The following is a 595-nucleotide window of genomic DNA, read 5'->3' on the forward strand; positions in this document are numbered from 1 at the left end:
ACTCCACCTAACATGGCATCGGTTAATACCACACTTGTGATTGCTAATTCGCCTTCATTGGTTACGGTGAAATTATAAGTGATGGTTTCCCCTAAGTCTGCGAAGCCATCATTATTTTCGTCATTAAATACTGATGTTTTGATAACTCCGATTCCACTTTCTTGAGGCATTACTGTTTCTGTAATGTCATCTTCTAAAACTGAATCATCATCTGAAAGATCTGTTAATGTAGATCCATCCGAACTTGTTCCAGTTACTGTGGCTTGATTACTTACAATACCTGCATCAATATCTGATTGAAGTATCGTATAATTTGCTGTGTATAACCAAGTTTCATCAACGTCTAAAATGTTATCACCATTGAGATCTCCAGATGCTAAAGTGATTACTCCACCTAACATGGCATCGGTTAATACCACACTCGTGATTGCTAATTCACCTTCATTAGTTACCGTGAAATTATAAGTGATGGTTTCCCCTAAGTCTGCGAAGCCATCATTATTTTCATCATTAAATACTGATGTTTTAATCACTGCAATTCCACTTTCTTGAGGCATTACTGTTTCTGTAATGTCATCTTCTAAAACTGAATCAT

Annotated in this window: 1 protein-coding gene; it reads right to left on the reverse strand. The window is 36.3% G+C overall.

The window, feature by feature from the left end; all coding sequences use genetic code 11:
* A partial coding sequence (locus HM985_RS17465; protein WP_179377420.1) for a DUF7507 domain-containing protein occupies positions 1 to 595 on the reverse strand: 595 nt, incomplete at both ends.

The organism is Winogradskyella wichelsiae, from assembly GCF_013403925.1.
GTDB classification, from domain to species: Bacteria; Bacteroidota; Bacteroidia; order Flavobacteriales; family Flavobacteriaceae; genus Winogradskyella; species Winogradskyella wichelsiae.